This is a genomic window from Fontimonas sp. FW305-C-3, assembly GCF_058783185.1.
Genome location: NZ_JBYSYK010000002.1, coordinates 889,767 through 914,763, shown reverse-complemented (window position 1 = coordinate 914,763; position 24,997 = coordinate 889,767). Strand labels below are relative to the sequence as shown.

Annotated in this window: 25 protein-coding genes; 8 read left to right on the top strand and 17 right to left on the bottom strand. The window is 66.7% G+C overall.

Features of this window, described 5'->3' with window-relative positions; genetic code table 11:
* Positions 1-67 precede the first annotated feature (67 nt).
* The 11 genes from AC3WUF_RS10555 to AC3WUF_RS10505 all read right to left on the bottom strand — a co-directional run bounded on the left by AC3WUF_RS10555 (position 68) and on the right by AC3WUF_RS10505 (position 14,235).
* A complete protein-coding gene (locus tag AC3WUF_RS10555) occupies positions 68-1,138 on the bottom strand; it encodes an efflux RND transporter periplasmic adaptor subunit (RefSeq protein WP_492425225.1) in 1,071 nt (356 codons plus the stop codon).
* Positions 1,135-2,202 (bottom strand): efflux RND transporter periplasmic adaptor subunit, encoded by a 1,068-nt coding sequence (locus AC3WUF_RS10550; RefSeq protein ID WP_492425223.1) that lies wholly within the window; start codon positions 2,200-2,202, stop codon positions 1,135-1,137. The genes AC3WUF_RS10555 and AC3WUF_RS10550 overlap by 4 nt, the downstream gene beginning before the upstream one ends.
* A 30-nt stretch (positions 2,203-2,232) precedes the next feature.
* The gene (locus AC3WUF_RS10545) at positions 2,233-2,853 is read right to left on the bottom strand and encodes an ankyrin repeat domain-containing protein (RefSeq protein WP_492425221.1); all 621 of its coding nucleotides are present in this window, start codon (positions 2,851-2,853) and stop codon (positions 2,233-2,235) included.
* 8 nt (positions 2,854-2,861) lie between these two features.
* Positions 2,862-3,740: a peptidylprolyl isomerase gene (locus AC3WUF_RS10540; RefSeq protein WP_492425219.1), complete on the bottom strand. Its 879-nt coding sequence runs from the start codon at positions 3,738-3,740 to the stop codon at positions 2,862-2,864.
* Between the two features lie 136 nt (positions 3,741-3,876).
* Positions 3,877-6,585, bottom strand: coding sequence for a hypothetical protein (locus tag AC3WUF_RS10535; protein WP_492425217.1), 2,709 nt, complete (start codon positions 6,583-6,585; stop codon positions 3,877-3,879).
* A 291-nt stretch (positions 6,586-6,876) separates the two neighbouring features.
* Positions 6,877-9,969 (bottom strand): efflux RND transporter permease subunit, encoded by a 3,093-nt coding sequence (locus AC3WUF_RS10530; RefSeq protein WP_492425215.1) that lies wholly within the window; start codon positions 9,967-9,969, stop codon positions 6,877-6,879.
* Between the two features lie 6 nt (positions 9,970-9,975).
* Positions 9,976-10,365: a hypothetical protein gene (locus tag AC3WUF_RS10525; protein ID WP_492425213.1), complete on the bottom strand. Its 390-nt coding sequence runs from the start codon at positions 10,363-10,365 to the stop codon at positions 9,976-9,978.
* Positions 10,362-11,417 carry a cytochrome-c peroxidase gene (locus AC3WUF_RS10520; protein WP_492425211.1) on the bottom strand — a complete coding sequence of 352 codons (1,056 nt, stop codon included), beginning with the start codon at positions 11,415-11,417 and terminating at the stop codon, positions 10,362-10,364. Before AC3WUF_RS10520 ends, AC3WUF_RS10525 begins: the two co-directional genes overlap by 4 nt.
* Positions 11,414-12,190 carry an MbnP family protein gene (locus AC3WUF_RS10515; protein WP_492425209.1) on the bottom strand — a complete coding sequence of 259 codons (777 nt, stop codon included), beginning with the start codon at positions 12,188-12,190 and terminating at the stop codon, positions 11,414-11,416. The genes AC3WUF_RS10520 and AC3WUF_RS10515 overlap by 4 nt, the downstream gene beginning before the upstream one ends.
* 7 nt (positions 12,191-12,197) lie before the next feature.
* Positions 12,198-12,803, bottom strand: a complete 606-nt coding sequence (locus tag AC3WUF_RS10510; RefSeq protein WP_492425207.1) for an RBBP9/YdeN family alpha/beta hydrolase — start codon at positions 12,801-12,803, stop codon at positions 12,198-12,200.
* Between the two features lie 4 nt (positions 12,804-12,807).
* The gene (locus AC3WUF_RS10505; RefSeq protein WP_492425205.1) at positions 12,808-14,235 is read right to left on the bottom strand and encodes an FAD/NAD(P)-binding protein; all 1,428 of its coding nucleotides are present in this window, start codon (positions 14,233-14,235) and stop codon (positions 12,808-12,810) included.
* A gap of 57 nt (positions 14,236-14,292) precedes the next feature.
* On the opposite strand from AC3WUF_RS10505, the gene AC3WUF_RS10500 reads away from it, so the two are divergent.
* Complete coding sequence (locus AC3WUF_RS10500; RefSeq protein ID WP_492425203.1) at positions 14,293-14,448, top strand: hypothetical protein; 156 nt, start codon at positions 14,293-14,295, stop codon at positions 14,446-14,448.
* Between the two features lie 21 nt (positions 14,449-14,469).
* Here the strand turns inward: AC3WUF_RS10500 and AC3WUF_RS10495 are convergent, their stop codons facing one another.
* On the bottom strand, positions 14,470-15,516 hold the full coding sequence (locus AC3WUF_RS10495) for an MBL fold metallo-hydrolase (RefSeq protein WP_492425201.1): 1,047 nt from the start codon (positions 15,514-15,516) through the stop codon (positions 14,470-14,472).
* Positions 15,517-15,620: 104 nt separating this feature from the next.
* Here AC3WUF_RS10495 and AC3WUF_RS10490 point away from each other — a divergent pair, with 104 nt between their 5' ends.
* The 3 genes from AC3WUF_RS10490 (at position 15,621) to AC3WUF_RS10480 (ending at position 17,985) form a co-directional block, all read left to right on the top strand.
* Positions 15,621-16,583: a helix-turn-helix transcriptional regulator gene (locus AC3WUF_RS10490; protein ID WP_492425199.1), complete on the top strand. Its 963-nt coding sequence runs from the start codon at positions 15,621-15,623 to the stop codon at positions 16,581-16,583.
* An 83-nt stretch (positions 16,584-16,666) separates the two neighbouring features.
* Positions 16,667-16,876 carry a hypothetical protein gene (locus AC3WUF_RS10485; RefSeq protein ID WP_492425197.1) on the top strand — a complete coding sequence of 70 codons (210 nt, stop codon included), beginning with the start codon at positions 16,667-16,669 and terminating at the stop codon, positions 16,874-16,876.
* A gap of 71 nt (positions 16,877-16,947) precedes the next feature.
* Positions 16,948-17,985 carry a class 1 fructose-bisphosphatase gene (locus tag AC3WUF_RS10480; protein ID WP_492425195.1) on the top strand — a complete coding sequence of 346 codons (1,038 nt, stop codon included), beginning with the start codon at positions 16,948-16,950 and terminating at the stop codon, positions 17,983-17,985.
* Positions 17,986-18,075: 90 nt separating this feature from the next.
* On the opposite strand, the gene AC3WUF_RS10475 is transcribed toward AC3WUF_RS10480, so the two are convergent.
* Positions 18,076-18,996 carry a DnaJ C-terminal domain-containing protein gene (locus AC3WUF_RS10475; RefSeq protein ID WP_492425193.1) on the bottom strand — a complete coding sequence of 307 codons (921 nt, stop codon included), beginning with the start codon at positions 18,994-18,996 and terminating at the stop codon, positions 18,076-18,078.
* Positions 18,997-19,095: 99 nt separating this feature from the next.
* The gene (locus tag AC3WUF_RS10470) at positions 19,096-19,530 is read right to left on the bottom strand and encodes an Hsp20/alpha crystallin family protein (protein WP_492425191.1); all 435 of its coding nucleotides are present in this window, start codon (positions 19,528-19,530) and stop codon (positions 19,096-19,098) included.
* 141 nt (positions 19,531-19,671) lie between these two features.
* On the opposite strand from AC3WUF_RS10470, the gene AC3WUF_RS10465 reads away from it, so the two are divergent.
* From AC3WUF_RS10465 to yihG, 4 genes are read left to right on the top strand one after another with little or no spacing between them, the layout of a single operon-like run.
* The gene (locus AC3WUF_RS10465; RefSeq protein ID WP_492425189.1) at positions 19,672-21,303 is read left to right on the top strand and encodes a GMC family oxidoreductase; all 1,632 of its coding nucleotides are present in this window, start codon (positions 19,672-19,674) and stop codon (positions 21,301-21,303) included.
* A 58-nt stretch (positions 21,304-21,361) separates the two neighbouring features.
* The gene (locus AC3WUF_RS10460) at positions 21,362-21,865 is read left to right on the top strand and encodes a protease complex subunit PrcB family protein (RefSeq protein WP_492425187.1); all 504 of its coding nucleotides are present in this window, start codon (positions 21,362-21,364) and stop codon (positions 21,863-21,865) included.
* Between the two features lie 4 nt (positions 21,866-21,869).
* Positions 21,870-22,400 (top strand): YybH family protein, encoded by a 531-nt coding sequence (locus AC3WUF_RS10455; protein WP_492425186.1) that lies wholly within the window; start codon positions 21,870-21,872, stop codon positions 22,398-22,400.
* 42 nt (positions 22,401-22,442) lie between these two features.
* Positions 22,443-23,345, top strand: coding sequence for a 1-acylglycerol-3-phosphate O-acyltransferase, YihG family (gene yihG / locus AC3WUF_RS10450; RefSeq protein ID WP_492425184.1), 903 nt, complete (start codon positions 22,443-22,445; stop codon positions 23,343-23,345).
* Between the two features lie 61 nt (positions 23,346-23,406).
* Here the strand turns inward: yihG and AC3WUF_RS10445 are convergent, their stop codons facing one another.
* The 3 genes from AC3WUF_RS10445 to metW are packed head-to-tail and all read right to left on the bottom strand — an operon-like array spanning position 23,407 to position 24,992.
* On the bottom strand, positions 23,407-23,940 hold the full coding sequence (locus AC3WUF_RS10445) for a DUF4334 domain-containing protein (RefSeq protein ID WP_492425182.1): 534 nt from the start codon (positions 23,938-23,940) through the stop codon (positions 23,407-23,409).
* 24 nt (positions 23,941-23,964) lie between these two features.
* Positions 23,965-24,393, bottom strand: a complete 429-nt coding sequence (locus AC3WUF_RS10440; protein ID WP_492425180.1) for a DUF4426 domain-containing protein — start codon at positions 24,391-24,393, stop codon at positions 23,965-23,967.
* Positions 24,390-24,992 (bottom strand): methionine biosynthesis protein MetW, encoded by a 603-nt coding sequence (metW, locus tag AC3WUF_RS10435; RefSeq protein WP_492425617.1) that lies wholly within the window; start codon positions 24,990-24,992, stop codon positions 24,390-24,392. The genes AC3WUF_RS10440 and metW overlap by 4 nt, the downstream gene beginning before the upstream one ends.
* Between the last annotated feature and the right edge of the window lie 5 nt (positions 24,993-24,997).

Genomic DNA, 24,997 nt, shown 5'->3' with positions numbered 1-24,997 from the left:
CTCTGGTTGCATTCGCGTCACTGTGATGACGCGCTGAGATTCAAGCCGGCGGCGGGTGGTCCCGAGGTCACCGGTACTGCGCAAGGATCGCTGCGCCGTCGCGGACCCACCGCTCGGTAGCTGTGATCTGTATCTGTTCGCAATCGGCGGCACGCCGACGCTCGAAAACTTCTGCTTCGACCTGTACCCAGATCTCCGCGCCCGCGCTGTTGCGCAGGCAGGGGCGCGGCGCAGCGGCTGCGCGCGTGGAAACTTCGACGATCTCGCCGGGCATCAGCGCCGTTGTCGTCGCATCGGCGCCGTCGTACAGCAGCTGCCAGCCCTGGCCATTGCGCGCGGGTTCGCTGCCGACGTGAGTCAACGCGACGCTGCGCTCACCGAGCGGCAGCGCGAGAGAAGGCGGCTGGCGGACCTGTGCCGCATCGAAGACCGGCAGCGCGATGCGGAAGCGATCCGTCGCGGCGATCGTGAACAGGCGGTTGCCGACATCGACGACATCGCCGTCGCCGACGCTGCTGGCGGCCAGCACGCCGTCGATCGAGGCGCGCAGCGCGACGCGATCCTCAAGGGCGTGTCGTGCATGTTCTATGCGCTGCTTGAGCGCAGCGACATCGAGCACCGCTTCGTCGTAATAGACGTTGTTGGCGACGCCGGCACCGCCGCTGGCTTCGACCTGGCCGCGCAGGCGCTCGAGATTGATCCCGGCGAGCTGCAGCTGCTGTTCGAGCAGTTGCAAGTCGCGGCGGCGTTCGCTGTCCTGCTGCACGCTCAGCAGCGGACGCAGCCAGGCGAGCACTTCGCCCTTGCGGACGGTCTGCCCGGCGAGCGGCCAGCTGCCGGCGCTCTCGATGCGGCCATAGCCGCTCGCGCTGACGATCGCTGTGCTGGCGGGATGGGGCAGCACCTCCGCGCTGAGTCTGATGTCTTGTGGTTGTTCCGCCGCAGCAGCGCTGCGCAACGCCAGACGCTGCTGCAGGGACTCGGCGACGTGCAGGCGCGTCGCGCTGACCCAGTAGGGTCGTGCTGCATTGTCGGCCGCCGTCGCGTCGGCACCATGATCGACACCGTCGTGCGCGACCAGCACCGCCGGCGCGGTGACGGCCAGTGCGGCGCAAAGATTCAGCCAGCGCGCCTTCATGTCGCCGGCTCCGCGCGCGGCTTCAGGCGCGCGGTCAACGCGCCGCCACCGACGATGACGATCCGCTGCCGGGCGGCCCAGTCGCCGCGGATCGCAACGCTGCCGACGTCGCGTGCGACGACGTCGACGGCCTGCGCTACGAACTGTTCGGGTCCTTCGTGCAGCCACAGCCACTGGCGCTGTTCGTGTTCGAACAGGCTGTCCGCCGGCACGCGGATCGGGCTGTCGGCGCCGGCGGCGAGCACGACGCGCACGGTAGCGCCCGCCAGCAGCGGCGTGGCGTCCGGCGCTTGTGCGTAGAGCGCCTGCCAGCTGCGCAAAGCGGCATCGAAGCGCAGGCCGAGTGGGCTCAGTGCCTGTGCGTCGCCCGCGAGGGCGGCAGCGGCCTGGGCGATACGGGCTCGCTGCGCAGCGGCGATCGGCGCGGCGATCACGGTCTGCGCCGCGCCGGCGATCTCGCCGAGCGCTTCGCCGCCGCGCACGAGTTGCCCATCCGCCAGCGCACTGCGCAGCAGCGTGCCGGCGGCGGGCGCGCGGATCGCGCTGCGCGCATTGAGGGTGCGTTCGAGATGGGCGACGCGCGTCTGCGCGGCGTGGTAGTCGGCGGTGATGCGGATCGACGGTGTCAGCAGATTGCCTTCGACCGCCTGTGCTTCGTCGATCGAGAAACGCTTGATCTGCAGCTTGCCGAGCGCGACATCGCGTTGCGCGGTGGCGAGCTGCGCCTGCAGGTCGCGGCGCTGCGGCTCGGCGATGACCGGTCGCAGCCAGGCCAGCACGCTGCCCTGGGCGACGCTGGACCCAGGGGCGATGAAGCCGCCCTCCGGCGCCTCGATGACGCCGTCTTCACCCGCGCTGATGCGGTGCTGCCGGCGCGGGTCGACGATGACCCGTGCCGCCAGCACCTCGGCCTGACGCGCCGCCGTTGCGCTCAGCGTGCGGATGCCGAGGCTGCGCTGCTCCGGCTTGCCTAGCAGCAGGCTCGGTGCCGCGCCTGCTGCCGGCTCTGCGAGCATCAGCAGACCGCACAGCATCAGCAGCCACTTTGCGGGTCGGACGGGCATGGCCTGGCGGGAGGGCGAAGCGTGATCCGCTTACTGTTGTGCCGTCGGCGCCGGCTTGGCGTCGAGCAGCGCAACGATGCGATCGAGACCGCGCAGCTGCGCAACGCGCTTGGCGGTGTAGCCGGAGCTGGTCGTCAGCGACGGATCGGCGCCATGCGCGAGCAGGAACAGCACCTGCGGTTCACGACCGACCGAGCTGGCGATGTACAGCGAGGTGACGCCGCGGTCGTTGCGCGCGTTGATGTCCGCGCCGTGATCGAGCAGCAGCTTGAGGATGTCCGGCGCCGATGCCGAGTAGGTCGCGTGGATCAGCGGCGTCCAGCCGGCCGGATCGGCGAGGTCGACCTTGGCGCCGCGCTCGAGCAGCAGCTTGGCGGCATCGAACTTGTTCTGGCTGACGGCGGCAATCAGTGCGGTCTGGCTCAGCGTGTCGAACACGTTGATGTCGATGCCCTTGTCGAGCTCGCGGGTCAGTGCGGCGATATCGCCGGAGCGCGCGTTGTGGACGAAGAACGCGTTGCGCGCTTCGTCCGAGGCATCGTCGGACTGTGCGGCGACGCTGACATCGGCGGTGCCGCGGGTCGGCGTCTGCGCGCAGGCGCCCAGCAGCACGAGCGAGGCGGCCAATGCGGTCTTGATGAACGGATTCATGGTCGACCTCACTTGGCCTTGCGCGCGACGGAAGTGGCGGCGCCGGGGCCGGTGAGCTTGGCCTTGGCGGCGAGCTCGGACGTCAGCGTCTCGATCTTGATCTGCGCGGCCTTCTGGCGCTGTGCTTCGCGTGCAGCGTCGGTCAGTTCCTCGAACGGCGGTGCATTGCGTCCCGGGCGCGGACCGTCTTCGAGCTTGATGATGTGCCAGCCGAAGCGGGTGCGGATCGGCTTCTTCGTGTAACCGCCTTTCGACAGTTCCTGCAGGGCGTCGGTGAAATGATGGTCGACGAAATTCTCCGGCTGGAACCAGCCGAGGTCGCCGCCGGTGCTCTGGCCGCCCGGATCCTGGCTGTAGCGCTGTGCGAGCGCGGCGAAGTCTTCGCCCTTGTCGAGCTTGGCGACGACGGCCAGCGCCTGGTCTGCACTGGTGACGAGGATGTGCCGGGTCTTGTATTCGAGCAGCTTGCCGTTTGCGCGCTTCCATTCGTAAGCGGTCTTCAGCGTCGCATCGGTGACCGGGCTTTCGTTGAAGTACTGCTCCAGATAGGCGCGCGACAGGATCACGCGATTCTGGAAGCTGAGCTGATCGGCAACGACCGGATCGCGGTCAAGACCTTTACGGATCGCTTCCTGGGCCAGCAGTTCCTGGGTCACCAGTTCGGCGCGCGCGGCGGCCTGGCGCTCCGGATCGTTGGCGTCGCGGGTGTTGTTTTCCGGGTCCAGCCCGGAGCCCATCAGCAGCACATGGTTGGCGCTGATCGGCTTGCCGTTGACGTAGACGTCGGCCTGCAGGCCGTTGGCCGGCTCGGCGGCGAAACCGGTGCTTGCGGCGATCGCCAGTGTGGCGGCAATCGCGGCGGGAATCAGTTTGGTTTGAATCTTCATGGCAATGACACTCGTAATTTGTGGTTGCAGCAAAACATTGGAAATCCGCAGAGGAGGGATGCTCCGGCGAACCGGAACATCCCCCGTACGGCTGTGCTCACCCCCCGATGAAGCACAGTGCAAAAACTTCTACGGCTTAGTTGTCACCGTCCGGATTGAGCGGCACGGCCGGGTAGTACCCAGGGCTGAACAGCGGTGCACCGTCGCGCTCGAAGGCGGCCGAGTGCGGCTTGGCGCCGCCCTTGGCACCGCGGGCGCCCGGCCAGTTCCAGTTGTCGCGGGCCGCGCTGTCGAAATCGAGGCACGGCGTGCCGAGGATTTCGTCGGTGAACGTCGTGTCCAGCACCGTCGCACCGGTGCGACGGTCGAACTTGCCGAGGCACAGCGTGCGGTCGCCGTCAGAACCCGTACCCGGACCCGGGACGTGCTGCAGTTCGACGAAGTACTGGATGAACACGAAGCGGCCAGTGCCGGTTGCCGGGTCTTCACCGACGACGGCATCGCGCGGCAGCTTCAGGCCATTGACCTCGAGCGGACGCAGATCCAGGTAACCACCTTCACCGACCGACGTGCGCTGGTAGCCGACGCGGTCGTACAGCGTGAAGTGCGGACCACCGTGCGTGTACATGTTCTGCAGCGAGTTCAGGTTGCCGCTGCCCGGGGAACCGCCGTCGCCGGCCGGACCGCCGCCCGTCTTGTACGAGTTCAGCAACAGACCGCCGAGGTTGCCGTTGAGCACTTCCGGCACCGTTTCCGCGAGACGGATGTAGCCCGTGCCCGGATTGGTGTTGGAGGTGAGCGTCGTCGGCAGGCCTTCGCCGTGCGGGCCGGTCTCGAACTGACCGATCACGCCACGGATACGCGGGCAGTCGTCGGCTTCGTTGTTGTGCTTGAGCACGTTGAAGACGGCGCTGTGTCCGGCATTCGCATTCGAACGCGTCGCCTTGGTGCCGAGCGAGGTGTTCGCGGCGCGATTGGCGTCCGGCGGCGGGAAGTCGCACTGGATCGCGGTCTGTGCGGTTTCGGCGCGGCCACGCGACAGCAGCGGACGGATGTCGACCGTCAGCAGGCGGCGGCTGTGCTCACGCGGATAGTCGCGGTCGAAGTCGATCGAACCGGCCGGGTCGATTTCCGGCGGGCTTTCGATGCCCGACACCGGCAGGACCAGGAAGCGATCGTCGTCGCTGACCGTGAAGTAGGACACGCCCGTGCAAGGACCGACGTCGTAGACCGGGCGCCAGTACGGACCGTAGCCGCCGAAGGCGTTCTGCACGTTGCCCGCAAGCGTGATGTCCGGCGTGTAGTACAGCACGCCGCCGCACATGCTGGCGGTGAAGGCGCCGTCATGCGGCACGTAGTCGGCATCGCCCGGCGCGCAATCCGCGGCGGTGATTTCGGAACGTTCGTTGGCGGCAACACCGACGCGGGTGACCGCGGCGTCAAAGCTCGGATCGCCGAGGTTTTCCCAGCCCTTCTGGCCGACGCAGTGGTGCGACTGGTGCGGAATGCCGAAGGCCATCGCGCCTTCGTTCTCTTCGTGGATCAGCACCGGCTCGACACGCGGACCGTCGGGCAGCGCGCTGACCGAACGGATGTACGGGTTGTCCTCATAGACGCCAGCCGGCTTCAGCGAGTCGCGCGTCTTGCCGTAGGTGTACGAGTTGCTGGTCTCCCAGACGTGCACCGACGAACCGAACGACGAACCGCAGATGCCGAGCGGACCGATGCCCAGGTAGGCGTTCGAGCAGAACTCGGTCAGCGCGCCGTTGAGCGCGGCGACACCGATCGATGCCGGCACCGCGTAGTTCGACGTCGCGAGGTACTTGCCGTCGTAGGTCAGGCCCATGCCGTGCGGCTGGAACTCGAGACCGGCGTCCTTGTTGCCGAGGAAGAACAGGCCCTGGTTCGCCTCGCGCGACGGACGCGAATCCGGATACGAGGTGTAGTTGGTCGGATTGCGCGGCTGGTTGGCGCGCACGCAGCCTGGATACTCGGTGATGCCCTTGTGGCCGAGCGTGGCGTCGTCATCCGGCTCGACGCCGCCGACGCAGCCGAGATTGAGCGCGATCTGCGCGACGGTGTCCGCCAGCGAGATCACGTTCGGGATCGACGGTGCGCACAACGGCAGCACGCCTTCGAGGATCGTCGGTGCGACGCGGCCCGGATCGAGTTCGGTCACCGAGCCCTGCGGACCGTAGCCGTAGTTGCCCATGTAGGTGAACAGGATCTTGTGGTTGCCGCCCGGCGCCGGCATGACGACGAAGTCGTCGGTCAGCGACGAGCGCCGCGGCTGCGTGCCGCAGATCGCGAGTTCGCCCTTGCCGATGTTGCGCACGCTGGTGATGTCGAAGCGGAACACGTTCTTCGAGATCACGCCGCCGGCGAACGAATACTTGCGACCCGCCGTCAGACCGTCACCGCCTCCGGAGATGTAGGAGGTGTAGCTGGTCATGTGATGCGGATCGTTGTGCGCATCGGAGTTGGCGATGATGCCGCCCGGCAGGATGTTGGACAGCGTTGCGCGCGGCAGTTCGGCCGTCCAGATGACGTTGCCGAAGGTCGTCGAGTTCGGCTCGACGTCGACGACTGCCATGAAATCCTGTGCGCTGTCGGGGCTGCAGGTGCCCACCGGAACCGGCAGTGCACAGCCGTCGCCGGCCCAGACCAGCAGCACCGAGCCGTTGGGGATCGAGTCGCCGGTGTTCTTGTTGATTGCGGCCGGTGCACCTGCCGAAGCAGTGCCGGTTCCAGCCAGTATGCCCAGCGCGGCAATCAAGCCCAGCGCTGTATTTCCCCTGGCGAACTGCCGCAGGTGCTGGAGCGCACCCGTGGTTCCCTTGTACATGTCGTCTCCTGTTTGCCTGACGTGCGAGCCACACGTGCCCCTGTGCGCGGGCACGGGCAAGCTGATGAAAAATGGGGTGGGGCGCCAACGTGTCGACGGAAGAACTTCATTCGTCGAGGCTGAGACGTGCGATAACTTTAACTGCTTGGTTCCGTTATTTGGGCACGCCCGGTTAGAACATTTTCGCAGCTGCTAATATTGAGACGGCATTAGCGAGCTGGTTTTTTGTAGAGAACGCGCGTGATGCCGTCTCAATAAAACAGAGCTCGTTGGGTTATTGATCCGTACGGATCAATAGCCGCCCGATCGACTGCGCAGGCCCTGCAGCGCTGCTGCGCCATGGCGAAGGAACAAGGCCGGCGTCAGGAAGCTGTCGAGCAGCGTGCCGCTGATCAGGCCGCCGAAAATCACCAGTGCGACCGGATGCAGGATCTCCTTGCCGGGTTCGCTGCCGGAGCCGAGCAGCGGCAGCAAGGCGAGTGCGGTGATGACGGCGGTCATCAGCACCGGACTGAGACGCTCTGCCGAACCGCGCGCGACCAGCGCCGGGCCGAAGGGCATCGCCTCGTCGATGGCGAGATTGAGGTAATGACTGATCTTGAGGATGCCGTTGCGAACCGCAATGCCGGCGAGCGTGATGAAGCCGATGACGCTGGCGACCGACAGCGGCACGCCGGCCAGCAGCAGCGCCAGTGCGCCGCCGAATAATGCGACCGGCACATTGCCGAGCACGATCAGCGTCAATGGCCATGAGCGATAGCGGCTGAAGATCAACAGCGTCATCAGCAGCAGCGACAGCGCCGCGAGGCCGATCAAGCGCGTCATCGCCGCTTGCTGGGCGACGAGCTGGCCTTCGAGCCGCAGCTCGTAGCCGGGGGGTACCGGCGTGTCGGCAATCAGCGCCTGAGCCTGGATGCTCGCCTGCTCGAAGCCTTCGGCAGCGGCGAAGGCCGAGACCGCCAGACGCTGGCGGCGGTCCTCGCGCTGGATCTGGTTGGGGCCGAAGCGTTCGCCGATCTGCGCGATGGATGGCAGCGGTACCGGTCCGGCGGGGCTGTCGACCAGCAACTGCTGCAGTGCCTGCGGTGTGCGTTGCGCGTCGGCCAGGCGCAGCAGCAGTGCGTGCTGGCGTTCGCCATCGACGATCGTCGACAGCGGCGTGCCGACCAGCAGGCCATTGAGCCGAGCCTGCGCGAGCGCCGACGACAGGCCGTATTGCGCGGCGGCATTCGGGTCGACATGAATCTCCAGCTGCGGCACGTCGACCTGCGCCTCGATCTGCACATCGGCAAAACCGTCGATCGCGGCGAGCTGCGCGCGAACCTGTTCGGCGAGGCGGCGCAGTACCGCGGCGTCCTCGCCGTAGACCTTGACGACCAGCGGCGCGCGCACGCCCGACAGCAGATGATCGAGCCGGTGCGTGATCGGCTGGCTGATCGCCAGCGAGCCCGGCAGCTCGGCGAGGCGATGGCGGATGTCGGCGAGGATTTCCTCGCGCGGACGGCCCTCTTCGCGCAGGCTCAGTTCCAGCTCCGAGTAGTGGATGCCTTCCGCATGCTCGTCGAGCTCGCCGCGACCGGTGCGCCGGCCGACGTGGATCACTTCGGGCATGTCGAGCAGCAACTGTTCGGCGCGCTGGCCGATGCGGCTCGACTCCGCGAGCGCGATGCCCGGCTGCAGGATCAGGTTCAGCGTCAGCGTGCCTTCGTTGAAGCCGGGCAGGAAGGCGCGCGGCAGCGACAGGCCGATGACGAAGGTTGCGATCGCCGTGGCTGCGGCTAGGCCGAACAATGCCCGCGGCCAGCGCAGTGCTGTCTCCAGCAAGCGAACATAGCGCGCGCGCACGGCAACCAGCCAGCGCGCTTCGGTCGGCAGCGTTCTCGCCGGGTCGGCGAACAGCAGGCGGCACAGCACCGGCGTCACGCAGATCGCGACGACCAGGCTGGCGAGGATCGCCGTGATGTAGGCGATGGCGAGCGGTGCGAACAGGCGTCCGGCGATGCCATCGAGTGCAAACAGCGGCAGCAGCACGAGCACGATGATCAACGTCGCGTACAACACGCCGGAGCGGACCTCGACGGCCGCGCGGGCGATGACGGTGGTGATTCCCGTGGCCCCGCCATGCTGGCGCAGGCGCCGCACGATGTTCTCGAGGTCGACGACCGCGTCGTCGACCAGCTCGCCGATCGCGATCGCCAGTCCACCGAGCGTCATCGTGTTGATCGACTGTCCCATCAGATGCAGCACCAGCACCGCGGTCAGCAAGGACAGCGGGATCGCCAGCAGGGAAATCAGGCTGGCCCGCGCGCTGACCAGAAAGGCGAACAGCACGATCGCGACGATGATCGCCGCGTGCAGCAAGGCTTCGCCGACGTTGGCGGTCGAGCGTTCGATGAAGTCGGCCTGGCGAAACAGCACGCTGTGTCCGTATCCGGGCGGAAAGCCGGCGGCGAGCGTGGCAAGACGTTCGTCGAGCGCGCGCGTCAGTCGCAGGGTGTCGGCGCCCGGCTGCTTCTGGATCGCAAGGATCACTGCCGGTCGGCCATCGGCGCCGGCATCGCCGCGACGGGGCCGGCTGCCCTCGGCGATCTCGGCGACCTGGCCGATCCGCACGCTGCTGCCGTTGCGCCAGTCGACCGGCAGCGTTGCCAGCGCATCCATCGCGAACGGCCGGCCGCGCAGGCGCAGCGCGATGTCCTGGCCGTTGGCATCGACATAGCCGCCGGCCTGGTCGCGACCGAAGCCGCTTGCGGCATCGCTCAGCTGCTGTGTCGTGATGCCGAGCAAGGCCATGCGCGCCGGGTCGGGGCGCAGTTCGTACTGGCGGATCTCGCCGCCGATGACGACGACGTTGCCGACACCCGGCACGCCGAGCAGGGCCGGCGAGACGCGCCAGTCGGCCAGATCGCGCAGCTCGCGAAGACTGGCCGGCGTGCTCTCACCCTCTGCCTGCAGCGCGACGAGCATGACCTCGCCCATCAGCGAGGTCAGCGGGCCGATGCGCGGCTGCAGGCCGGCGGGAATCAGGGGTCGCGCCGCTTCGAGCCGCTCGGCGACGAGCTGGCGGTTGCGATAGGGCTCCGAGTTCCAGGCGAACTCGGCATAGACCAGCGACAGTCCGGCGCTGGAGATCGAGCGCACGCGCTGCACATCCGGCAGGCCGCTCAAGGCCGCTTCGACATGACGCGTCACCAGCGCATCGACATCTTCCGGCGCGAGCCCCAGCGCTTCGGTATGCACGCTGATCGTCGGCCGCGTCAGCTCCGGCAGCACGTCGAGCGTCTGGCGCTGGGTCACGTCGATCGCCAGTCCGCCCAGCAGCAGGACGACGGCGAGAACGACCCAGGGATGCTGCAGGCTGGCAGTGACGAGGCGCTGGAACATGACGATCTAGCGCCGCCGCCGGGCCGCGTAAGCGAGCAGGCCGACGGCCAGCAGGACGATCGCCGCTGCGGTCCAGGCGCCAACGATGGTTGTCGACAAGGTTGCAGGCTGTGCAGCGGCGTCGATCCTCAAGGAACCACTGACGGTTTCGAGCCAGTCGGGCCCGCGAATCTGCAGCGTGATGGTGGTGCCATCGAGGCGGCGATCGATCGCCGTGCTGTAGAGGCCAGGCTCGCGCTCGCTCAGGGTGATTGAAGAACTGGCGGTCTGCAGGCGCACGTCGAGCCCGGCCAGTGGCGCGTTGCTGTCGTGGTCGTCGACATAGACATCAAGGCGCTGCGCGTTGACGACGGCGACCGCTTCAAGACGCGGCGACGTATGGCTCAGCGCGCTCATGGCAGCGGCTCCGCGAAACGCGCATCCTCGACAAAGCCGCTGTCGTCCAGCGTCGCGAGAAAGGCCAGCAGCGCAGCGCGCTCATCCTCGCTCAGCGGCGCCTGGGCGCGCAGCAGCGGGTCAGCATCGCCGGCCGCGTCGAAGGTCTTCGCGTAATGATCGAGCACCGCGGCCAGCGTCGCGTAGCGGCCGTCGTGCATGTACGGCGCGGTGTAGCCGAGATTGCGCAGGCTCGGCACGCGGAAATGGCCGCGATCCTCGGCACGGCCGGTGACGGCGGCGCGACCGGCCGCGGCCGACAGATCGATCGCGCTCGGCTCGAGGCCGTTGCTGCGGTAGCTCTGGTCGCTGAGCAGCGGCTCGCTGTGGCAGGCCGCGCAGCGCGTGCGGAACACCGCCAGTCCGGCGGCTTCCTCGGCGCTGAACGCTTCGTCGCCTTGCAGGTATCGGTCGTAGCGGCTGTCGGCCGAGATCATCGTCGCCATGAACTGCGCGAGTGCGCCGAGCATGCGCTGGCTGTCGATGCCGGGGCTGCCGTAGGCGCGCTCGAACTGTGCGGGATAGTCGGCATCGCGCTGCAGCGTGTCGAGCACGGTCGGCAGGGTCGCGGCCATCTCGACCGGATTCAGCAGCGGTGCGAGCGGCTGCAGGTCGAGATGATTGATCGCGCCGTCCCACATCAGCTCGGCCTGCCAGGCGAGGTTGAACAGGCCCGGTGCGTTGCGCGTGCCGTTGACGCCGCCGACGCCATGACTGACCCGGTGGTCGAAATGCGCGAACGCGGCGAACTGCTGGTGGCAGCTGCCGCAGGAGACCGTGCCGTCCTTCGACAGCTGCGGATCGTAGAACAGGCGGCGGCCGAGTTCGAAGCTCGCGCGATCGACCTCGGCGCTGTAGCGCGGCGCCGGCCAGCCGGCCGGCGTGCGGATCTGCGGGACCTGATGCGCGCTGATCCAGCGTTGAACCGCAGGCAGGCTGCCGAACGCCGTCGAAGCCGCTAGCAACAGCAGCACGCCGCTGATGGCGACGCCGATGGCGCGGCGCTGCGTCATCGGCGCAGTGGCTCGTGATGCAGGTGATCGACGCGGAAGATATCGGCGTAGTTGTCGGCGATCGGCGTGGCCGACTTCGCATCCATCGCGGTCGGCAGCGCGTCGAGGTCCAGCGTCTGCGGCGTACGGAAGATCTCGGCGACGTCGGCCTGCAGGTGAATCGTGCTGAGCAGCTGCGGTTTGACCTGCAGCGGCTTCTCGCCGAGCGGCAGCTGCACCGTACGCGTGGGTGCATCAGGCCCGCGGCCACCGACATGCCAGCTCAGCTCGGTGCCGTCCGGCCGCAGGCCCTCGAGCTGGAAGAAGATGTAGCCGCTGCTCCAGGTCCAGAACATGCCGTTGAGCGGATCGAGCGCGCCGGATTGCGCGCCCTGGTCGCTGCGCGCCGCATCGACACCGATCAGGAATTCCAGCGCCTCGTAGTCGGCGCTTGCCACGCCCGGCAGCTGCAGCTTCAGCGATTGCGGCTTCGCGGTATCGACCAGGTAGTAGCCGCTGCCGTCCTTGGTGCCGAGCGGCTGCGTGTACCACTGGCCGTCGTGCCGGCGCAGGCGGAAGTTGCTGAGGTAGTAGCGCAGCTTGGTGATCCTGAGCAGATCGCCGCTCGCGGTCTCGAAGTCCTTGCCCTCGAGCTGCAGCGGCTCGCCGCCGAACACCTGCGAGATGTCGATCTCGACCGTGCCGCCCTTCGGCGCCGCCGGTCCGCAGGCGGCGACGAGGACGACTGAGAGCGCGGCGGCCAGTCTCGTGATGTGGCGGATGTTGGAGGACATGATCGGTTCAGAGCAGGTATTGCAGATGACGCACTTCGAGCGCCGGACGCCGTGCTGGTTTGGCGAGGTTGCGCAGCGGTGCGAGGCCAGCACGTTCGAGCAGGCCATTGAGCAGCTCGAAACCTTCCGTCCATTCGTGATGGCCGCTGAGCGCATTGATGTGGCCGCAGAATCCGTTGTCGAGGAGTTCGCTGTGCCAGCGTCGCGCGAGCAGGCCGGCGGTGCCGAAGCTGGTCCAGGGATCGTTGCGGCTGGCGACGACGATCGACGGCACGGTCAGCGCCAGATTGGAAAACTTGCGTGCATGGCCGAAGCGCATCGGATTGGCCGGCGCCACCAGCATCACGGCGCGCACCGCGTGGCGCAGGCGCGGCCAGGCGGCCACCGTCGCAAGACAGCCGAAGCTGTGGGCAATCAATACGGCGGGGCGGGGATCGGTCAGCGACGCGCTGACGATGCGATCGGCCCATTGTCCGAGGTCCGGATTCGTCCAGTCGTCCTGGTTGACGCGACTCGCGCGCAGGACCGATTCCCAGTACGTCTGCCAGTGATCCGGTCCGCTGCCGTGCAGACCGGGGATGACGAGAAAGCGGATGTCGGGGCGCCAGCTCATGGTTCTACTCCTGCGCGGATACGACAGTGACAGGACGCCGTGGTCCGCTCTCGATTTCGCGGCGCAGCGCGCCGTGCAGATGCGCGACATGCCGGCTGAGCTCCGGGATCGCGGTCGCTTCCCAGTCGCGGCCGCGCAGCAGCGGGCCGATGTAATGCAGGCGCGGCGTGCGGCGGCCGTCGCGGTCGAGCAGGCCGTACTGAGCGTCCAGGCGGAAGCCGAGGCCGAGCGCGTCGCTGCTCGCGCTGCCTTGCTGCAGCAAGGACCGCAGCAGCGGCGCTTCGGAGCGATGCAGTGCGACGGCGGACCCGGTGCAATTGATGACGGCGCCGACCTTCAGCCGCTCGACGGTGTTCTTCCCACGCGGGCGGAATTGCACGGCGATGCCGTCGCCTTCGACGGCATAACTCGCAACGCGGCCGGCGTGAAGCTGGATGCCGCCTTTCTGCCGTTCCGCCTGCAGGGCCTGCCACAAGGCGGGAGCGCAGCGATGGCGGTGCGCGTCCCAATAGGCGTTGAGGTGGCGCAGGAAGCGGCGCTGGTTCTTCTCGTCGAGCGCCTGCCACAACGCGGTGGTCGATGGCCGCAGCGCACCGACGACGTCGCGCCAGTCCTGGCCGCGCTCGGTAGCCAGCGCCACTTCGCGCCGCAGCTCGCGCAGATAGTGGCGGATCGACGGCCGCGCGAGCATCTGCTGCGGCAGCCGGCTGTCGTAGCTGTGCGGAGCGTTCGCGTCGCGGTGCGGCAGCGGGGAAAGGCCACGGCGCGACAGGACATGGATCGTCGAGCGATGTCCGCGGCTGCGCAGGTCCAGCAGCACATCGAGCATCGTCAGGCCGCTGCCGAGGATCAGCACCGGTTCGAGGATCGGTACGCGGGACAGCGCGCCCAGCGCCCAGGGATCGCGGACGTAGCGCTCGCTCGCGTACAAGGCTTCGGCGCCGCTGCTCACCGGCGGATTGACCGGCTGATCATGGCCGAGCGCCAGCACGACGTGATTCGCCTGCAGGCGTTCGCCGTTCTGCAGCTGCAGCTCGACGCCGTGGGCCAGCGGCTGCAGCGCCTCGACCGTGCCGATGCGGGCCAGCAGCTGACACTGCGGCGGCGTGTTGGCCTCGGCGACAGTCAGCAGCCATTCCAGATAGTCGCCATACAGGCGGCGCGGCAGGAAGTCGCTGGCGCTGGTCTGCGGATCGCGCAGGCGCGCGAAATTGACGAAGTCGTCCGGCCGTTCCGGAAACGCCGACATGCGACCGGCCGGCACGTTCAGCACATGCGCCTGGATGCGCGTTCCATACGCGACGCCGCGCGCCATGCGGCCCGATCGGTTGATCAGCACGATCTTCAGCGGCAGGGTCGGCGGCTCGCGCAACAGGCGCACAGCGAGCGCCGTGCCGCAGAAGCCGGCACCGATGATGGCAATCGTGGTCATGCCCGGCGCGGGACGCGAGGCGCGGACGCATGACAGGCTCGGGGGAAAGCGGACAGCATGAAGATCACCGGTCAGGGCGACGTTCATGCCGTGGTCGGCTCTGGCGTCGAAGGCTTGGAATTATTGGCGCAGCGGCAGATCGCTCGCGGCGCTGTCGTGCTGGCGGCATTTGACCAAGACGTGCTCAAGCACGCAATGATCCCTGCGCTTTAGTTATAAGCTTGAAACCGCCCGTCAGGCCGGCCGGACCAGCGCCCCATGCCGCGCGTGGCCGACCCGGTGGCTGGAGCGCACGCCCGGCGCGAGCCAGAACGGCGTCAGTTCCGACGACGGGAAGATGTTCGGGAAGTCCGCGTTGCGTGCCGACGGACCGGCAATCGTCAGCTCCTGGACCATCGAGATGTACTGATCGATGGAATTCTCCAGCGTATTGCCATTGAGGATGACCTCGCTGCCGTTGGCCTTGGCGAAGGCGCTCAGGCCGGCGATGCGCGAGGCCTTCGGCGCATAGGCGTCGACGCTGATGCCGTTCTCGCTGGTGACCCACAGGCCTTCGTTGGTATGCACGACCATCGAGTGATTGCCTTCGGTGTGGCCGGGCGTATGGATCATCGCCACGCCGTCGCCGAGCATGACGTCGCCTTCGACGAAGATCACCCGGTTCTCCGGAATGCCCTTGATGCCGTCCGGGCAGTACCAGTCGTACTGGATCGGTGTCAGGCGCAGGGCAGATTCCCATTCCTGGCGATGCACGATCAGCTTTGCGTTCGGCAGCACGCCCGGCGTGTCGCCGCCACCGAGCCAGCGCCGCACATGCTGCGTGTGCAGATGGTCGTAGGTAATGTAGTCGATGTCCGCCGGCTTCAGGCCGATGCGCGCCAGCACCTGTTCGACCGTGCTGTGGCGCTTGAGGATGAAGCGCTCCAGCCATTTCGGATTGTTGTCCGACAGGCGCTTGAAGAACGGCGTCTCGCGATTGAACTCGTAGTCCGACGGCGAGATCAGCAGGGTCTTGATGCCCTGCGGCGTATCGAACTGGCAGACGAACAGGCGGTTGCAGATCGACAGATACGGCAGCACGTGTTCGTAGCGGAAGGCGTGCCGCAGGCCGTAGTAACTCGGGTAGGGCACCTGCACGAGGTCGAAGGACTCGTAGTAACGCACCTTCGGCCCGGCCAGCATGGCCTTGCGGAAATCCTCCGCGGCGGCGCGCACGTTCTCGACGCGGTCCTGCGGGCCGGCGGCGCGGCGGGTGCCTTCAAAATGCTTGATCGTCTGCATGAGGTGCTGTGGGCTGGGGCGGGGCTTGCGACGCGCAGCGTGGCGGCAGCGCGCGGCGCAGGCAAGTAGTGCCGTTAGCCTAACGGTGCGTTACCTTAAGCCCCATGAAATCCTTCGAGCATGTCTACCGCCTGCACCGCAGGCTCAAGGCTTCGCGCTATCCGGTGCCTTTCGAGCGCATCCAGGAAGAACTCGAGTGCTCGCGGGCGACGACCAAGCGCGTGATCGCCTACCTGCGCGACTATCTCGGCGCACCGCTGGAGACCTCGCGCGAGCCGCGCGGCTATCGCTACACCGACGCCGCCTACGAGCTGCCGGGCATCTGGTTCAGCCCGGAGGAATTGCAGGGCCTGCTGACGCTGCAGCAGCTGCTGTCGACATTCCAGCCCGGGCTGCTCGAGGAAGCCCTGTCTTCGGTGCGCAGCCGCATCGACCAGATCCTCGAGTCGCAAGGCCTCAAGTCCGACCAGGCCGATCGCCTGCGCCTGCTGCGTACCGCGGCGCGTTCGCCGGGCAAGCATTTCGCGTCGATTGCGGCGGCCGTCCTGCAGCGCCGCCGCCTGCACATCGAATACGAATCGCGCGCCAGTGCGCAGGTCAGCGAGCGCGAGATCTCGCCGCAGCGCCTGACCCACTACCGCGACAACTGGTACCTCGACGCCTGGTGCCATCAGTCGAACGGCTTGCGCACTTTCGCGCTGGACTGCGTGCGCAAGGCCGAGCTGCTCGACACGCCGGCGCAGGACATCGACGAGGCGCGCCTCAACGACGAGCTGAGCGGCTCCTACGGCATCTTCTCCGGCGCGCCGACCGCGACGGCGGTACTGCGCTTCACGCCGGAGCGCGCGCGCTGGGTCGCGGTCGAGCAGTGGCATCCGCAGCAGCAGGGCGTCTGGACGCGCGACGGCAGCTACGAGCTGTCGGTGCCCTATCACCGCGACGACGAGCTGATCCTCGACATCCTGCGGTATGGCCCGGATGTCGAGGTCATGGGGCCGGTCAACCTGCGTATCGCCGTCGCCAAGCGGCTGCTGGCGGCGGCGCAGCAATACCACGTGGCCAGCTGATTGGCGGCTTTCGTCGCCGGGCTCAGGATTTGAGCCGCGGACGGCGCAGCATGGATGGCGTCATCCACGCACCGAGTTTTCCCATGACCGCCGACACCCTGCCGTTCGCCGTCCAGTTCAGCCCCGACCGCAAGTACCTCACCGTGCGCATCCCGGTCGACAGCCTGCCGGCAGCGCTGCGCAAGCAGCCGTCCGCAATGAACGTGCGCCTCGGGCCCGAGCAGGCGGAAATCCGCCGCAAGCCCTGGCAGAGCTTCGTGCCGGATTTCCTGCTGGAGCTGGCGCGCAGCTGACGGGTCGCTGGGCCCTTTGCATTCGGCCGGTGAGCGCGGACAATGCGCAGGCCGAACGCCGTGGAGGGCATATGACGCAGGTTTCACCGGATTCCCCTGTTGCGCGAAACAAGCAGGTTTCGCTGACGCGCTATCTGATCGAGGAGCAGCGCGCCGGACGCATCACCGCCGACCTGCGCCTGCTGATCGAAGTTGTCGCGCGTGCCTGCAAGACCATTTCCCACGCGGTCAGCAAGGGCGCGCTGGGCGGTGTGCTCGGCGATGCCGGCACCGGCAACATCCAGGGCGAGGCGCAGAAGAAGCTCGACGTGCTGTCGAACGAGATCCTGCTCGAGGCCAATGAATGGGGCGGCCACCTGGCGGCCTGCGCGTCCGAGGAAATGGATCACTGCCAGGCGATCCCCGGTGACTTCCCGAAGGGCAAGTACCTGTTGCTGTTCGATCCGCTCGACGGTTCCAGCAACATCGACGTCAACATCAGCGTCGGCACGATCTTCTCGGTGCTGCCGAGCCCGGAAGGCGTCAAGGAGCCGAAGGACGAGCATTTCCTGCAGCCGGGCACCGCACAGCTCGCGGCCGGCTACACCGTCTACGGCCCGAGCACGATGCTGGTGCTGACCGTCGGCAACGGCACGCATGCCTTCACGCTGGACCGCGATCAGGGCAGCTTCGTGATGACCAAGCGCGACATGAAGATCGCCGAGGACACCAAGGAGTTCGCGATCAACATGTCGAACATCCGCCACTGGCATCCGCCGATGAAGCGCTACATCGAGGAACTGCTGGCCGGCAAGACCGGCCCGCGCGGCAAGGACTTCAACATGCGCTGGGTCGCCTCGATGGTCGCCGACGTGCATCGCCTGATCACCCGCGGCGGCATCTTCATCTACCCGCGCGATCTCAAGGAACCGGACAAGCCGGGCAAGCTGCGCCTGATGTACGAGGCCAACCCGATGAGCTTCATCGTCGAGCAGGCCGGCGGCGCGGCGACCAACGGCATCGAGCGCATCATGGCAGTGCAACCGACCCAGCTGCACCAGAGAATTGCGGTATTCATGGGCTCGAAGAACGAGGTCGAGGTAGCTACGCGGTATCACCGCGAAGCCTGAGGTTTCCGGCGCAACAGAAAAGCCCCGCATTGCGGGGCTTTTTTTGTGCTTGTTCCCCCTCTCCCAGCTCGCGGGGAGAGGGGCGTCTTTTCAGCCGCGCGGATCGAAGCTGAAGCGCTTGGCCATGTCTTCGTAGAACTGCTTGTCCTCGTCGCTCGCCGCAGGCGGCGTCACGACCTGTAGCGTCACGATCTGGTCGCCGGCCGGCGCGCCCTGCAGGCCGCGGCCCTTGAGGCGCATCTTGCGGCCGCTCTGGCTGTTGGCCGGAATCGCCAGTTCCACGGCGCCGCCGAGCGTCGGCACCGGCACCTTGGCGCCGAGTGCGGCTTCCCATGGTGCGACTTTCAGCGTGTGGCTGATGTTGAGGCCGTCGAGTTCGAACAAGGGATGCTTGGCGAACTCAATCTCCAGCAGCAGATCGCCGCCCTGGTTGCCCTGGCGGTTGAGGCGGATGGTCTTGCCGGCGGTGATGCCCTGCGGAATCTTGACGCTGAGCGTGCGGCCGCCGACGCTGATCTGCTTCTGTGCGCCCTCGTGGGCGTCCTCCAGCGAGATCTGCAGGCGCGCGCGGGTGTCCTGTGGCGCGCGGCCACCGAAGTCGCCGCCCATGTCGCCGAAAGGGCTGCCGAAGCCGCCGCGACCGCCGCCGCCCATGCCGGCACCGCCGCCGAACATCTGCGAAAAGAAATCCGAGAAGCCGCCGAGATCGTCGGCGCTGCCACGACGGCTACGGCCGCCGCCACCGCCAGGACCGAAGTTCCAGCCTGGCGGCGGCGAGAACTGCTGGCCGGATTTCCAGTTGGCGCCGAGCGTGTCGTAGGCCTTGCGCTTTTCGGGGTCGCTGAGGACTTCGTTGGCTTCGTTGGCCTCCTTGAAGCGATCTTCGGCACCGGCAGTCTTGTTCTTGTCCGGGTGAAAGTCGCGCGCGAGCTTGCGGTACGCCTTCTTGATCTCGTCAGGCGTCGCGCTGCGGGAAATGCCGAGAATCTTGTAGTAGTCCTTGTACTCCATGGCTGCTCTGGTACGGGTCTGCGATTTTCGGGCAAGCACTGTAAACGAAGCGGGGCGCTGATGCGCCCCGCTTCGCCGCTACCTCATCACCCGGGGCTTTTAGTGGGTGATCGCGATCTTGCGGGCCTGGGCCAGCTCGCGCTTGGGGATGACGATCTGCAGGACACCGAGCTTGCCGGTCGCGCTGACGTTTTCACCGTCGACGGTTTCCGGCAGCGTGAAGCGGCGCTGGAAGCGACCGCTGACGCGCTCGTTGCGCTGGCGCTCGGCGCTGGTTTCAGCGGCGACGCGCTCGCCGGACAGCGTCAGGACGCCACGCTCCAGCGTGATGTCGATGCTCGCCGGATCGACGCCCGGCACATCAGCGATCAGCTCGAAACGATCGCTGTACTCATGGATGTCGACTGCCGGCGTCCAGGCACTGGTGGCTTCCGCAGCGTTGGCGTTGCGTTCGATCAGGCGATTCACTTCGCCAAGGAATTCACGGTGCAGTGCCCAGGGTTGGGCCAATGCGGCGTAACGAATGATGCTCATGCTTTGACTCCTGTGGACACACTTATGGGGGGAGGGCGGTGTCGCGCTTGCCTGTGACCCCTATGTAAGGATCACCAGCAAAGTTTCAAGAGCCGGTCGCGGCGTGCCTGCGGACTTTGCAGCCGTTAGCATGCGCAGCTTATGAGCATGTTCGACTACGTCATTGTTGGGGGCGGTTCGGCGGGCTGCGTGCTGGCCAACCGGCTGAGTGCCGACGGTCAGTACAAGGTCTGCCTGCTTGAAGCCGGGCCGCGCGACAGCAGCCCCCTGCTGCGCATGCCGGCGGGTGTGCTCGCGGTGCTGCGTTCCAGCATCTACAACTGGAAGTACTGGACCGTGCCGCAGGAGCGGATGGGCAAGCGCCGCCTGTTCTGGCCGCGCGGGCGCACGCTGGGCGGCAGCTCGGCCATCAACGCCATGTGCTACGTGCGCGGACATGCCTGGGACTACGATCACTGGGCCGCGCTCGGCAATGCCGGGTGGAGCTACAAGGACGTGCTGCCGTATTTCAAGCGCCTGGAGAATTTCGAAGCGCAGGCCGACGCCGGTGCCGACTTCGATGCGTTCCATGCCAGCGGCGGCCCGCTCAACGCGACACGGCTGCGCCAGCAGAACCCGTTGTCCGATGCCTTCATCGAGGCCGCGCAACAGGCCGGGCACCTGCCGAACAGCGACTTCAACGGCGCGCGGCAGGAAGGCGTCGGCTATTACCACGTCGCGCAGAAAGACGGCGAACGCTGCAGCAATGCACGCGCCTATCTGCACGATGCCGGACCGCGGCCGAACCTGACGATCGTCACCGGCGTGCAGGTGACGCGTGTGCTGCTCGACGGCAAGCGCGCCGGCGGCGTGCGCTACTACGCGCAGGGCAGTTATCGCGAAGCCTATGCACGCCGCGAGGTTGTGCTGAGCGCAGGTGCCGTCGTCTCGCCGCAGCTGCTGCTGTTGTCCGGCATCGGTCCGCGCGAGGAACTCGGGCGCCACTCGATCGCCGTCGTCCAGGAGCTGCCGGGTGTCGGCAGCAATCTGCAGGATCATCTCGACGCGGTCGTGTCGATGCGCAACCGCAGCCGCCTTGCGTTCTCGTTCCATCCGCTGTCGCTGCTGCGCTCGGCCTGGGCACTCCTGCGTTATGCCTTCAGCCGCCGCGGCGAACTGACCAGCAATGTCGCCGAGGCGGGCGGCTTCCTGAAGTCATCGCCGGCGGAGACGATTCCGGACCTGCAGATTCACTATGCGCCGGTCTGCAATACGCAGCACGGCCAGAATCTGAGGCCCGCGTTCAGCGGCTATGCGCACAGCCTGCTGTGCTGCGATCTGCGCCCCTTGTCGCGCGGCCAGATTCGTCTCGCGAGCACCGATCCGCTGGTGCCGCCGCAGATCGACCCGCGTCACTTCGAGGACGAGCGCGATCTCGACAAGCTGGTGACTGCAATCCGCAAGGCGCGTGAAATCTTTGCGCAGCCGGCTTTCGCCAAGCACAACGGCCATGAACTGGAGCCCGGCGCGGCGCTGCAGACCGATGCCGGGCTCAAGCAGTGGCTGCGCGACCATGCCGAGACCCTGTATCACCCGGTCGGCACCTGCAAGATGGGCAATGACCCCATGGCTGTCGTGGATGCGCGCCTGCGGGTGCATGGGCTCAGCGGACTGCGGGTCGTCGATGCGTCTATCATGCCGACCTTGATCGGCGGCAATACCAATGTGCCGACGACGATGATTGCCGAGAAGGGCGCGGACATGATCCTCGAGGATGCCCGTGCCGGAGTCTGAACCGGCGGGACAACGAAAAACGGACGGACACAGCGAAATGGTCAGGGAAAGACAGTGGATGAAGCGGCTTGGACTGCTGGCGGCGGTTGCGCTGTTGCCGGCCTGCGGTCTGAGCAGCTGGTTCGGCGATAGCGGCGATGCGACCAGCGTCGTTGAAGTTGCACGCGCGCAAATCTGCACGGCGGAGGATGAGAATTCGCGGGTGACGCTGTTCCGCAGCGCACTGGAAGCGCAGGATTGGCAGCGCCGCACCGGCATCGATCTGCGCCTGAGCGACGATCTCAAGGCCGGGCGTTATGCCTTGATCGAGATGGGGCAGCGGCACACGGCGGGCCACGGTATCGCGGTCAGCCGCGAGGCGCGCGAGGTCGGCGGCAATCTGCAGGTCTACACGACGTATTTCGCCCCGGCGCCCGATGCGATGACCGCGCAGATGATCAGCAGTCCCTGCGTGCTGGTGCGCTTGCCGAATGCGCTGTACAACGCGGTCGAGGTCTATGACCAGGACGGCGAACTGCGTGCGACCGGCGTGACGACCGCGCCCACGGTTTTCGGAGGCTAGAACGATGCGGACGCTGAGCTCATGTGTCGCGGGTTTTGCATTGCTGTGCGGCGTCGGTACCGCCATCGCGCAAGGCGCGGCGCCAGAAGCCGCTGCGGCGGTGCCAGCCGTCGCACCTGCCGCGACCCCGGTGCCCGATCCGGGCGCGGCGGTGATGGCGGTGGTCATCGATTTTCATCGCGCCATCGAGGAAGGTTACCGCGAGGGTGCCGTGCGCCTGCTCGACGAGAATCTGATCGTCTTCGAGATGGGTTATGTCGAAGGCAATCGCAATGAATACACGGCTGCGCATCTGGATGCCGATCTGCAGTACGCGATGACGGTGAAGCGCGAGCTCGTCCACAGCCAGACGATGGTGTCCGGCAACGTCGCGGTCGCGCTGTCGCAGACGCGCAGCAAGGGCGAGTTCGCCGGCGAGAAGATCAATCTGACGAACACCGAGACGATGGTGCTGCGGCTCGGGCCGGACGGCTGGAAGATCGCGCACATCCACTGGTCCGGTCACGAACTCAAGGACGTGCCGCCGGCGAAGTGAGCCACCGGCGGTTGGTAGAGTGAATCTTTAGGGGGATAGCTCATGCTGCATTTTCTGCCCGCGCCGATCATCGGTGCCGTGATGATGATTCTGCTCATCGTCAATACCGTGTTCTGGGCAACGCCGCTGTACGTGATGATCCTGGTCAAGCTGGTGACTCGCGGCAGCTGGCGCGATGTCGCCTCGCGCGCGGCCGCCGCGCTCGCGCAGAACTGGGCGACGGTCAATGCCTGGATGGTCGGTGCCTTCCTGCGGATCAAGTGGGAGATCCGCATCGACGTGCCGCTCGATCCCGAGGCGCAATACCTGGTCAGCGCAAACCATCAGAGCTGGAACGACATCGTTGTGCTGATGAAGGCTTTCGGGCGCAAGGCGCCGTTCTTCAAGTTCTTCATCAAGCAGGAGCTGATCTGGGTGCCGGTCCTCGGCCTAGCCTGGTGGGGGCTGGACTACCCCTTCATGAAGCGCCACACCAAGGAACAGATCGAACGCAATCCCTCGCTGAAGGGCAAGGATCTGGAAACCACGCGCAAGGCCTGCGAGAAATTCCGCAATCAGCCGGCCTTGATCCTGAATTTCCTGGAAGGCACCCGCTTCACGCCGGCCAAGCATGCGGCGCAGGCATCGCCGTACCGGCATCTGCTCAAGCCCAAGGCGGGCGGCTTCGCGTTCACGCTGTCGGCGCTGGGTGAGCGGCTCAACTGCCTGCTCGACGTGACGATCGTCTACCCGGAAGGCTCGAAGGGCATCTGGGATTTTCTGTGCGGCCGGGTGCGCCACATCGTCGTCGAGATTCAGCAGCTGCAGATTGCGCCGGATCTGTTCGTCGGCGACTACGAAGGCGATCCCGAATTCCGCGCCCGATTCCAGGCCTGGATCGCCGGGCAGTGGGAGCGCAAGGATCAGCGGATTGGCGAGCTGTTGGCGCAGGCTCGAAGCACCTGATCGATTTCCGTAGCCCGGGTGAAACCCGGGTTGCACCCGGGCTACGTCAGCGACGGTTGGATCAGGCTTCGCGCTGGAGCACGAAGAACAGCGATTGCGGCATGCCCTTGTAATCCATGATGCCGAGCACGGTGTTGGCGTCGACCTTGCGGAACACGTCGTTGATCGGCAGGGCGTCGTAGATCATCGTCGCGCTGAGCTTGCCGCGGTATTCGGTCATGCGCACGCGTGCCCGTGAGCGCCGGGTCTGGAACAGCGGCATCAGCAGCTGGAACAGGCGGCCGATCGCGGCGGATTTCGGCACCGTCTTCATGTTCAGCATGCCCATCGGCATCAGCGCCGGGTTGATGCAGACCTTGTTGCCGAACAGATTGCGGAACACCAGCGGATGCACGTGTTCCGCGGACTCGAAATGCTTGCCGTGCCAGTGACAGGCCTCCAGCACGCCATCGACCGGATGCCGGGTCGGAAAGCCGGAACCCTTCCAGCGCCCCAGCATGAAGCTGACGTCCGCGGGTTCCAGGCTGTCGTAGAGCGCGGTCGCTTCCTCAGCGCTGACGACACCCGCGGCGATGCATTCGGCAAAGGTTTTCATGGGGTGCCCGGCTTCGATCCCTGATCAATCCTGATAGAACTGCTGCTTGAACTTGATGCTGATCGGCGATGTCGATCCCGCCGGCGTGACGCGCGTATCCACCGTCATGTATTCGGCTTCGAGCGTTTCGAAAGAGGCGATGACGTAGTGCACGTCCGCTTCGCGGATCGGCCGCAGATCGAGCGTCTGCACATGGCCGAGCAGCGTCGTCGCGGTGCCGCTTGCCGTGGCTGCCACCGACTCGTAGCGCCCGCCGACCAGTTGCTGTGCGTTGAGCACCAGCAGGATCAGCTTGTTGCTGCGCTGGACGTTGAACTTGCGCGCGACGTCCGGCGTCAGGTCTGTCGTGTTGATGGCCGCGTAGTGCACGCGGAAATCGCCGAGATCGACATACTGCTCGGCGTGTCCGGCTGTGCTGACCAGCAGCAGCATCAACGCAAGCAGCACTTTCATGCCGCGCTCTCCGGGGCCTGCAGCATGTACATCGCCAGCTCGCAGAACAGGTTCGGTGCGAAACGGATGCGTGCGCCTTCGCGATGCGAGCGGTCGAGCAGGCGGCGGCTGAGGATGCGCCAGTGCCGGCGTGCGCAGAGATCCTCGAAGTCGTCGACGGTGCACAGATGGATGTTCGGCGTGTCGTACCAGCGATCCGGCAAGGTCGGCGTCACCGGCATGCGGCCGCCGGCGAGCGCCGCGCGGACACGCCAGTGACCGAAGTTGGGGAAAGTCACGATGCCGATGCGGCCGACGCGGAGGATTTCGGCGATCGCCGAGTCCGGGCGCTGCAGGGCCTGCAGCGCCTGCGTCATGACGACGTAGTCGAATGAGCCGTTGTCGAAATCGCGCAGGCCGTCGTCGAGGTCGGCCTGGATCACGTTGACGCCGTTGGTGACGCATTGCGCGACCTTGGTCGGGTCGATCTCCAGGCCATAGCCGCTGACGCCGTGATGCGTCGCCAGATCGGTCAGCAACTCGCCATCGCCGCAGCCGAGGTCGAGGATGCGGCTGCCGGGCGCGATCCAGTCGCGGATCAGCGCCAGATCGGGGCGCAGGATCT

What these genes read in the sequence shown, in the direction of transcription:
- AC3WUF_RS10530 (WP_492425215.1), bottom strand. Translation starts at nt 9,969, where the DNA reads ATGTTCCAGCGCCTCGTCACTGCCAGCCTGCAGCATCCCTGGGTCGTT.
- AC3WUF_RS10490 (WP_492425199.1), top strand. Translation starts at nt 15,621, where the DNA reads ATGAAATCCTTCGAGCATGTCTACCGCCTGCACCGCAGGCTCAAGGCT.
- AC3WUF_RS10495 (WP_492425201.1), bottom strand. Translation starts at nt 15,516, where the DNA reads ATGCAGACGATCAAGCATTTTGAAGGCACCCGCCGCGCCGCCGGCCCG.
- yihG (WP_492425184.1), top strand. Translation starts at nt 22,443, where the DNA reads ATGCTGCATTTTCTGCCCGCGCCGATCATCGGTGCCGTGATGATGATT.
- AC3WUF_RS10535 (WP_492425217.1), bottom strand. Translation starts at nt 6,585, where the DNA reads ATGTACAAGGGAACCACGGGTGCGCTCCAGCACCTGCGGCAGTTCGCC.
- AC3WUF_RS10510 (WP_492425207.1), bottom strand. Translation starts at nt 12,803, where the DNA reads ATGAGCTGGCGCCCCGACATCCGCTTTCTCGTCATCCCCGGTCTGCAC.
- AC3WUF_RS10445 (WP_492425182.1), bottom strand. Translation starts at nt 23,940, where the DNA reads ATGAAAACCTTTGCCGAATGCATCGCCGCGGGTGTCGTCAGCGCTGAG.
- AC3WUF_RS10440 (WP_492425180.1), bottom strand. Translation starts at nt 24,393, where the DNA reads ATGAAAGTGCTGCTTGCGTTGATGCTGCTGCTGGTCAGCACAGCCGGA.
- AC3WUF_RS10465 (WP_492425189.1), top strand. Translation starts at nt 19,672, where the DNA reads ATGAGCATGTTCGACTACGTCATTGTTGGGGGCGGTTCGGCGGGCTGC.
- AC3WUF_RS10515 (WP_492425209.1), bottom strand. Translation starts at nt 12,190, where the DNA reads ATGTCCTCCAACATCCGCCACATCACGAGACTGGCCGCCGCGCTCTCA.
- AC3WUF_RS10480 (WP_492425195.1), top strand. Translation starts at nt 16,948, where the DNA reads ATGACGCAGGTTTCACCGGATTCCCCTGTTGCGCGAAACAAGCAGGTT.
- AC3WUF_RS10455 (WP_492425186.1), top strand. Translation starts at nt 21,870, where the DNA reads ATGCGGACGCTGAGCTCATGTGTCGCGGGTTTTGCATTGCTGTGCGGC.
- AC3WUF_RS10475 (WP_492425193.1), bottom strand. Translation starts at nt 18,996, where the DNA reads ATGGAGTACAAGGACTACTACAAGATTCTCGGCATTTCCCGCAGCGCG.
- AC3WUF_RS10500 (WP_492425203.1), top strand. Translation starts at nt 14,293, where the DNA reads ATGAAGATCACCGGTCAGGGCGACGTTCATGCCGTGGTCGGCTCTGGC.
- AC3WUF_RS10525 (WP_492425213.1), bottom strand. Translation starts at nt 10,365, where the DNA reads ATGAGCGCGCTGAGCCATACGTCGCCGCGTCTTGAAGCGGTCGCCGTC.
- AC3WUF_RS10540 (WP_492425219.1), bottom strand. Translation starts at nt 3,740, where the DNA reads ATGAAGATTCAAACCAAACTGATTCCCGCCGCGATTGCCGCCACACTG.
- AC3WUF_RS10550 (WP_492425223.1), bottom strand. Translation starts at nt 2,202, where the DNA reads ATGCCCGTCCGACCCGCAAAGTGGCTGCTGATGCTGTGCGGTCTGCTG.
- AC3WUF_RS10505 (WP_492425205.1), bottom strand. Translation starts at nt 14,235, where the DNA reads ATGACCACGATTGCCATCATCGGTGCCGGCTTCTGCGGCACGGCGCTC.
- AC3WUF_RS10460 (WP_492425187.1), top strand. Translation starts at nt 21,362, where the DNA reads ATGAAGCGGCTTGGACTGCTGGCGGCGGTTGCGCTGTTGCCGGCCTGC.
- AC3WUF_RS10470 (WP_492425191.1), bottom strand. Translation starts at nt 19,530, where the DNA reads ATGAGCATCATTCGTTACGCCGCATTGGCCCAACCCTGGGCACTGCAC.
- AC3WUF_RS10545 (WP_492425221.1), bottom strand. Translation starts at nt 2,853, where the DNA reads ATGAATCCGTTCATCAAGACCGCATTGGCCGCCTCGCTCGTGCTGCTG.
- AC3WUF_RS10485 (WP_492425197.1), top strand. Translation starts at nt 16,667, where the DNA reads ATGACCGCCGACACCCTGCCGTTCGCCGTCCAGTTCAGCCCCGACCGC.
- AC3WUF_RS10555 (WP_492425225.1), bottom strand. Translation starts at nt 1,138, where the DNA reads ATGAAGGCGCGCTGGCTGAATCTTTGCGCCGCACTGGCCGTCACCGCG.
- AC3WUF_RS10520 (WP_492425211.1), bottom strand. Translation starts at nt 11,417, where the DNA reads ATGACGCAGCGCCGCGCCATCGGCGTCGCCATCAGCGGCGTGCTGCTG.